Annotated in this window: 8 protein-coding genes; 4 read left to right on the plus strand and 4 right to left on the minus strand. The window is 43.8% G+C overall.

Going from position 1 to position 6,647, the window contains the following annotated elements:
- Positions 1-16 precede the first annotated feature (16 nt).
- Entirely contained in the window at positions 17-709 is a 693-nt protein-coding gene (locus V7K36_RS29960; RefSeq protein ID WP_335121278.1) for a DUF2996 domain-containing protein, read from the minus strand.
- Positions 710-965: 256 nt separating this feature from the next.
- Complete coding sequence (locus V7K36_RS29965) at positions 966-1,112, minus strand: ribbon-helix-helix protein, CopG family (protein ID WP_335121279.1); 147 nt, start codon at positions 1,110-1,112, stop codon at positions 966-968.
- 38 nt (positions 1,113-1,150) lie between these two features.
- Here V7K36_RS29965 and V7K36_RS29970 point away from each other — a divergent pair, with 38 nt between their 5' ends.
- The gene (locus V7K36_RS29970; RefSeq protein WP_335121280.1) at positions 1,151-2,275 is read left to right on the plus strand and encodes an RNA-guided endonuclease InsQ/TnpB family protein; all 1,125 of its coding nucleotides are present in this window, start codon (positions 1,151-1,153) and stop codon (positions 2,273-2,275) included.
- Between the two features lie 36 nt (positions 2,276-2,311).
- Here V7K36_RS29970 and V7K36_RS29975 read toward each other — a convergent pair whose 3' ends face one another.
- The gene (locus V7K36_RS29975) at positions 2,312-3,457 is read right to left on the minus strand and encodes a BMP family ABC transporter substrate-binding protein (protein WP_335121281.1); all 1,146 of its coding nucleotides are present in this window, start codon (positions 3,455-3,457) and stop codon (positions 2,312-2,314) included.
- Positions 3,458-3,699: 242 nt separating this feature from the next.
- Between V7K36_RS29975 and V7K36_RS29980 the strand changes: the two genes are divergently transcribed.
- Both V7K36_RS29980 and V7K36_RS29985 read left to right on the plus strand, forming a co-directional pair.
- Entirely contained in the window at positions 3,700-5,202 is a 1,503-nt protein-coding gene (locus V7K36_RS29980) for an acyl--CoA ligase (RefSeq protein WP_335121282.1), read from the plus strand.
- A 295-nt stretch (positions 5,203-5,497) separates the two neighbouring features.
- Positions 5,498-5,842 carry a hypothetical protein gene (locus V7K36_RS29985; RefSeq protein ID WP_442948531.1) on the plus strand — a complete coding sequence of 115 codons (345 nt, stop codon included), beginning with the start codon at positions 5,498-5,500 and terminating at the stop codon, positions 5,840-5,842.
- Between the two features lie 131 nt (positions 5,843-5,973).
- Here the strand turns inward: V7K36_RS29985 and V7K36_RS29990 are convergent, their stop codons facing one another.
- Positions 5,974-6,213, minus strand: a complete 240-nt coding sequence (locus V7K36_RS29990) for a helix-turn-helix domain-containing protein (protein ID WP_335121283.1) — start codon at positions 6,211-6,213, stop codon at positions 5,974-5,976.
- Between the two features lie 120 nt (positions 6,214-6,333).
- On the opposite strand from V7K36_RS29990, the gene V7K36_RS29995 reads away from it, so the two are divergent.
- Positions 6,334-6,546: a hypothetical protein gene (locus tag V7K36_RS29995; RefSeq protein ID WP_335121284.1), complete on the plus strand. Its 213-nt coding sequence runs from the start codon at positions 6,334-6,336 to the stop codon at positions 6,544-6,546.
- Positions 6,547-6,647: the final 101 nt, after the last annotated feature.

Raw genomic sequence — 6,647 nt, forward strand, 5'->3', positions numbered from 1 at the left:
GACTAATAACTAATGACTAATTTATCCCTAGCCATTTTTGACCGTCTAAGCGCTGAACTAAGCCAAATACCAACAAATCGAGTGTAATTCTGCGCTCATCAATTAAGAATGACTCAAGAGTGCTAGGTTTTTTGCCTTCATTACAGGAAAATCCCTTTTTCCCTTGAATATCTTCTTCGGGGAAATACAGGTTAAACTGACGCAGACCTATTTCCGACCAACTGCCGATAATTTGCCAGCATTCTTCGGCGGATTCAAAGCCAGTGATTGGCACCTTCTGCTTGGCAAAAGACACATGTAAATCTTGCACGCCTTTTTGAGCGATCGCTTTTTGTAAAGCTGGTAAGTAGTCTTGCTCAATGAACTCTACAAATGGCTTATCTTCAACAGCTGGGGCTTTTTCCTTTTTGGCGGCTTTAGCTGCGGCTGCGGGTTTTTCTTCTGTTGCGGTGGCGGGTTTTTCGCCTACTGCGGCTTTAGCTGCGGCGGCGGGTTTTTCTCGCTTGGGTGGTACAGCAGCTGGTTTAGCAGCATTGGCCTTATCTTCGGGGTTTGCGGCTTTCGGATCTGGCGCGTTGGCAGTAGGAATGTCTGTGGCTTCGGGTGAATCTGTACTAGGAGCGTGTTCTTCGGCCACACTGGGAGGTTGCTTGTCAACAGTGCTGGGAGCTACTTCTCCCGCTTGATTGTGATTGGTTTGGTCTGCCATTGCTCAGGTCAATCCTTTAATCTAGCAATGTGAGCGATCGCTCACCTTGAGGTATCGGGTATTTTTATTTTGACATACTAATGCAGCAGGGCAAAAATAACTGTCCAGTTAGAAATAACCCAAAAAAAGATAAATTATACTACTGCTTAACAATAAGCTGTTACGCTTTGAGTCTGCACACCATCACCAGCCAGAAAGCTGACTGTAATTTTGTTTCTTAATTTTTAATTTTGAATTGCTTACCGAAAAACTGGGTTTAAAGCCCCGCCCTTCTAGGGTGGCTTTTGTTTAGCTTCCTAATTAACTCTCTGAGGACATCATTTTGAGTCCGATCTGTTTCTTGGCAATGCTCCAGAAGTATCTCGTATTCTCCGTCAGAACATCGTACTGTTAATCTTTTCATGCTGTCATATTGCTGTCATTCTGTGGTATGATATTAGCATGAAAACACTGAAGTTCAAGCTTTATCAACACAAGCGCAATAGATTTCTCAAGCGGTCAATTAATGCTGCGGGGGTAATCTACAACAGATGTATTGCCATTCACAAACGATATTATCGGATGTTTGGCAAGCACTTGAACTGTGCAAGGCTTCAGGCTCATATTGCCAAGGTGCGAAAACGCAATCCATTCTGGCAATTAGTTGGTTCTCAAGCCGTGCAGGATATCTGCCAGCGTATTGATAAAGCTTACCAGTTGTTTTTTAAACACAATAAAAAGGGAGTTCGACCACCAAATTTTCAGAAGGTTCGCAAATACAAGTCATTTACACTCAAGCAGGCAGGATATAAGTTTCTGGGTGGTAATAGAGTAAAGATTGGCAGTAGAGTTTATCAGTTTTGTCAGTCTAGGGAAATTGAGGGGACAGTTAAGACATTAACCATTAAACGCACACCGCTAGGTGAATTGTTTTTGGTTGTGGTGGTTGATAATATAAACCAGCCAGTAATCAAGTTCGAGACAAGTATAATCGCTGGGTTTGATTTTGGTTTGAAGACATTCCTCACCTCCTCAGATGGCTCTAAAATAGAGTCACCTGAGTTCTTTAGGCAGTCGCTCAATGCTATAAAACTTGCAAATTCTCAACACTCCAAAAAGTCAAAAGGTTCTAGCAATCGTGAGCGTGCTAGAAAGCATCTAATTCGTAAGCATGAAGATATTTGTAATCGGCGTTCTGACTGGTTTTGGAAGCTTGCACATGAACTAACAGATAGATTTGATGTACTGTGTTTTGAAACATTAAACCTCAAGGGGATGCATCGTCTCTGGGGTCGCAAAATATCAGATTTGGCTTTTGGAGAGTTTCTGCAAATATTAGAATGGGTTGCCAAAAAGAAGATCAAACTGGTTGTATTTATAGATCAATGGTATACATCCAGTAAGACTTGTAATCATTGCGGATACATTCTTAAAGAGTTGGATTTGTCAGCCAGAGAGTGGCGTTGTCCGTCTTGCCAGTCAGTGAATGGGAGAGACGACAACGCAGCTAAGAATATTTGTGCAGTTGGGGCATCAACTGTTGGGTTAGACGATGTAAGGCGGTATGAAACTGCAATCGTTGTTTGAGCCTAGAATCCCTGCCCTTATAGGGCGGGGAGTATGTCAATATGATTTCCCTTTGGGAATTGACCCTTCAATTCCCTCAACATACCAATCCATCGCCAGTTGTCCCCGATCATCTAATACTTTACCCGTTGGCACTCGCACCACCCCTTTTTGGTCTTTCACCGGGCCATCAAAAGGATGGGCAGTACCCTGAATAAACTCATCGCGCTTCGCATTCACCAGTTGTTGCACATCAGCCGGAATTGCCTGATTCATCGGGGAAATATCCACCATTCCTTCACCAATGCCATCCCAAACCTCTTGAGACTTCCAAGTATTACTCATTACAGCCAAAGCTGTATGTGTATAGAATTTGCCCCATTTGTTAATAGCTGATGTCAGATGGGCTTTTTGACCAAACTTACTCATATCACTGTTGTAGCCAAAAGCATAAATCCCTTTTTCCTCAGCCAATTGAACCACAGCACCAGAGTTGGTATGCTGCGTTAGTATATCCGCACCTAAATTGACCAAAGCTTGAGCCGCTTCTCTTTCTTTAGCTGGATCGTACCAACTTTGTACCCAAAGTACCTTAACTTTTGCTTGGGGATTTGTTAGCCGCACTCCTTGAGTGAATGCACTGATTCCCCGAATTACTTCTGGAATTGGATATGCGCCAATAAAACCAACTACATTTGATTTTGTCATCTTGCCAGCAATCATGCCGGTTAAGTAACGCGGTTCTTCAAAGCGTCCCAGATAAGTGCCGACATTGGCAGCACGTTTGTATCCTGTACAGTGTTCAAAGACAACATCACCAAACTCCTTGGCAACTTTAATTGTTGGGTTCATGTACCCGCAGGAAGTTGTAAAAATCAACTTGTTACCATCTAATGCGAGTTGGCGAATCACCTTTTGGGCATCAGCACCTTCGTTGACATTTTCGACAAAGGTAGTTTTTACCTGATCTTGAAGATTGGCTTCCATATCTCTGCGGCCTAAATCATGGGCATAAGTCCAGCCAAAATCACCCACAAGACCGACATAAACAAATCCCACCTTGAGAGGTTCATTTACCGCCACAGGTGACGCTGAGGCAGACACCTCACCCTGCGATTTGGAATTTTTACCTTGAACACAACTAGTTAAAGCAAAACTAGATCCTGCTAAAGTGACATACTTTAGAAAATTCCGACGATCCATATTTTCTCGATGGGGTTTAGTTGCTGAAAAAGATTTTTCTGATTTCCAGTAGCGATAAACACACTATTGACTTAATTTTAGCTTTAGTTTTTTGGCGTCAACTTACTTACAAAAGAAACCAAATAATGTTGAATTGGGAGTGGGAGAGACGCGATTAATCACGTCTGTACGGGAGTGGGGAGTGGGGATGAAGGAGAAGAATTAATAATCAATGCCCAATTTTACGAATCTGGAGGTTTTTAATGAACTTATTTGAGCTTTTAGCAGGGGAAGACAATCATCCAGCCTTAGTTAGGCCTGGGGGGCGATCGCTAACCTATAAGCAATTGCGCGAGAATGTTGTGGGACTGGTATCCCAACTCAACAGCCTTGGATTGAAACCGGGCGATCGCATTGCCATTGCCATGACTAACGGTTCACCAATGGCTATTACCTTTTTGGCTGCCTCCCTATATGGCACTGCTGCACCCTTAAATCCCAAATACAAACAAGAGGAATTTGCCTTCTACTACGAAGATACCCAAGCAAAAGCACTGATTACGTTGTCCGAAATTCCAGAAGCAGCCATTGCCGCCGTCACACTCGACATGATGCTGATTAATGCCAAGGTAAACACTGACGGCACATTAAGCTTTGAATTAGTCAAAACAGGCTCAGAACCAACAGAATCCTCGAATCCTGCAACCCCCAACGCCGATGATCTGGCGATGATTCTCCACACTAGCGGCACCACCAGCCGTCCCAAGCGTGTACCGATTCGTCATCGCAACTTAATTGCCTCAGCTAACAACATCATTGATGCTTACTCACTCACAGCAGCTGACACTACACTTTGCTTAATGCCCCTGTTCCACGTTCACGGATTGGTGGGCTGTTTGCTGGCAACTCTGGCATCGGGCGGCACACTAATTTGTCCCAATGGTTTTAATGCCTTGGAGTTTTGGAAACTGGTAGATACCTATAAACCCACCTGGTACTCCGCAGCGCCAACCATGCACCAGACAATTTTGGCACGCGCTAGCCGCAATAGAGAAATTGTCAAAGCTAATCGCTTTCGTTTTATTCGCTCTAGTAGCGCTTCCTTGCCCCCGATTATCATTGAACAGCTAGAGGCAACTCTCAATGCTCCCGTGGTGGAATCTTACAGCATGACTGAAGCTTCTCACTTAATGACCACCAACCCCCTACCGCCAAAAGTCCGAAAACCAGGTACTGTAGGTTATGGCTTCGGTGTGGAAGTCGGCATTATGGACTCCGAAGGCAACCTATTATCTCTCTTAAGCTTGGGCGAGGTGGTGGTAAAAGCACCCAATGTCATCGATGGCTACGAAAACAATCCCCAAGCTAACGCCACAGCTTTTGTAAATGGTTGGTTCCGCACAGGAGATCAGGGTACAGTGGATGCAGACGGCTACCTCCGCTTAACTGGACGCATTAAAGAATTGATTAACCGGGGTGGGGAAAAAATTTCTCCCTTAGAAGTGGATGATGTTTTGCTGCGCCATCCCGCCGTCGCTGAAGCCTTGGCGTTTGCCGTCCCCCACAAATCTTTAGGAGAAGATATCCACGCGGCTGTTGTCCTCAAGGCAGAAGCTGGCGAAAAAGAACTTTTAACCCACTGTTCAACCATGCTGGCAGACTTCAAAGTTCCTAAGCAAGTTCACATTTTGGAGCAACTACCTCGTGGTGCTACCGGGAAACTTCAACGGTTGGCTATGGCGAAATTGCTGAATATAGGGCAGTAGGGAGATGGGAGAAATGGTTTAATTTTTACTGTTAAAAATAATAAAGTAACAGAAATTCTCTGCTTTTATGTTATGACATAAGCAATTTTGCCAAGAGTAAGCGATACACTAAGGGAAATTCCTTGAGGAAGCTTTGATGGCACGGTCAAACGCGGTTAAAAATGAAACGTCTGCACAGGAATTGCCGACAATTTCAGATAAAGATACAGTGAAAATTGAAGATTTGCCTGCACAGGAATTGTCTACAATTTTAGATAAAGATACAGTGAAAATTAAAGATTCGCCTGCACAGGAATTGCCGACAATTTCAGATAAAGATACAGTGAAAATTGAAGATTCTCCCGAGCCAGTGGAGGATGTCCAGGATATTGACGACATCTTAAACTCACTCAAAAGCTTACTGAGTAACCTAGAAAAGCTCCAAAAAGTCCGGCTGGAGGTGGGGGACATCAAACCGTTGATTGGGCGGATGCTTGATGGAGATCTGGTTGCTGGTGAAGAACTTGAGCAACTTAAGGCAGGTGTGAGCAGTCTTTCTCGCCTGGTTCGGGCTTATAATGACCATCAAGTAGCGTTGGCTAAAGCACAACCTGCGAGAAATTTGCTAGATCAAGTCCTCAAAGAGCGTAAAGCTAATTGACACAAGAAGCGATGTCTACGACGGGCTAGTCCTACGCCTTTTTTGAGAAAATGCGATCGCACCCCCAATTACTCAAATGCGATCGCCTCTCCATCACTTCAAAGTTTTGGATCATGAATATGTATCCTCAATTACGACTGTTCCTCGCCTGAATCTCCCCAGAACAGCTTGACAAACTCCTCAGCCGCAGCAGGCTCAATTTCCTGTAGTGCCCTGCGAATTTTCACTACTGTATCACCTGGCGGATCTGCAACCTCATTCACCCACCCAAAAACACTAGAACGATTGACTTCCATAACTACAGCCAATCGATTTTGGGTGATGCCATAAATTTCTAATACCCGTTTGAGGGCTTTTCCTGCTTTTGCCATGCCTCCGATTTTGTCAGAGGCTTATAACCAAGTAAATGTTTGTAATTACGAACAAGATGGTAAACTACTTATGTTCGTGATTACGAACATAAGTTTTAGTAACAATTTAGGTCAACTCTAATGAACAAAAGCTCTGTACCTTCCATGCAACTAGATTCAGACCGAGAACCTGTTAGCTTCCTAGTTATTGGTTCGCGCCAGACTGTGACTAATACTATTAACACACTATATAGAATTGGTTTTGCACAGATTAGTGAGTGGAGTCCACTTTTACCGGCTTCTGAACCAGGGAAAGTGATGAAGATTTTAACCCGAAGCATTCCAACAGACTGATAATTGTATAGGACTCCTATTTGATTTTTGAACAAATTCCGTACATCTGAAGAGTGGCAAAATCAAAGGTAGTGTGTCGAATAAACCACTCAAACATCCAC

Origin of the sequence: Nostoc sp., assembly GCF_036919555.1 — a bacterium.
Lineage (GTDB): Bacteria > Cyanobacteriota > Cyanobacteriia > Cyanobacteriales > Nostocaceae > Nostoc.

Bases quoted from the DNA above. Each gene is read 5' to 3' on its own strand.
- V7K36_RS29960 (WP_335121278.1), bottom strand. From the start codon at position 709: ATGGCAGACCAAACCAATCACAATCAAGCGGGAGAAGTAGCTCCCAGC.
- V7K36_RS29965 (WP_335121279.1), bottom strand. From the start codon at position 1,112: ATGAAAAGATTAACAGTACGATGTTCTGACGGAGAATACGAGATACTT.
- V7K36_RS29970 (WP_335121280.1), top strand. From the start codon at position 1,151: ATGAAAACACTGAAGTTCAAGCTTTATCAACACAAGCGCAATAGATTT.
- V7K36_RS29975 (WP_335121281.1), bottom strand. From the start codon at position 3,457: ATGGATCGTCGGAATTTTCTAAAGTATGTCACTTTAGCAGGATCTAGT.
- V7K36_RS29980 (WP_335121282.1), top strand. From the start codon at position 3,700: ATGAACTTATTTGAGCTTTTAGCAGGGGAAGACAATCATCCAGCCTTA.
- V7K36_RS29990 (WP_335121283.1), bottom strand. From the start codon at position 6,213: ATGGCAAAAGCAGGAAAAGCCCTCAAACGGGTATTAGAAATTTATGGC.
- V7K36_RS29995 (WP_335121284.1), top strand. From the start codon at position 6,334: ATGAACAAAAGCTCTGTACCTTCCATGCAACTAGATTCAGACCGAGAA.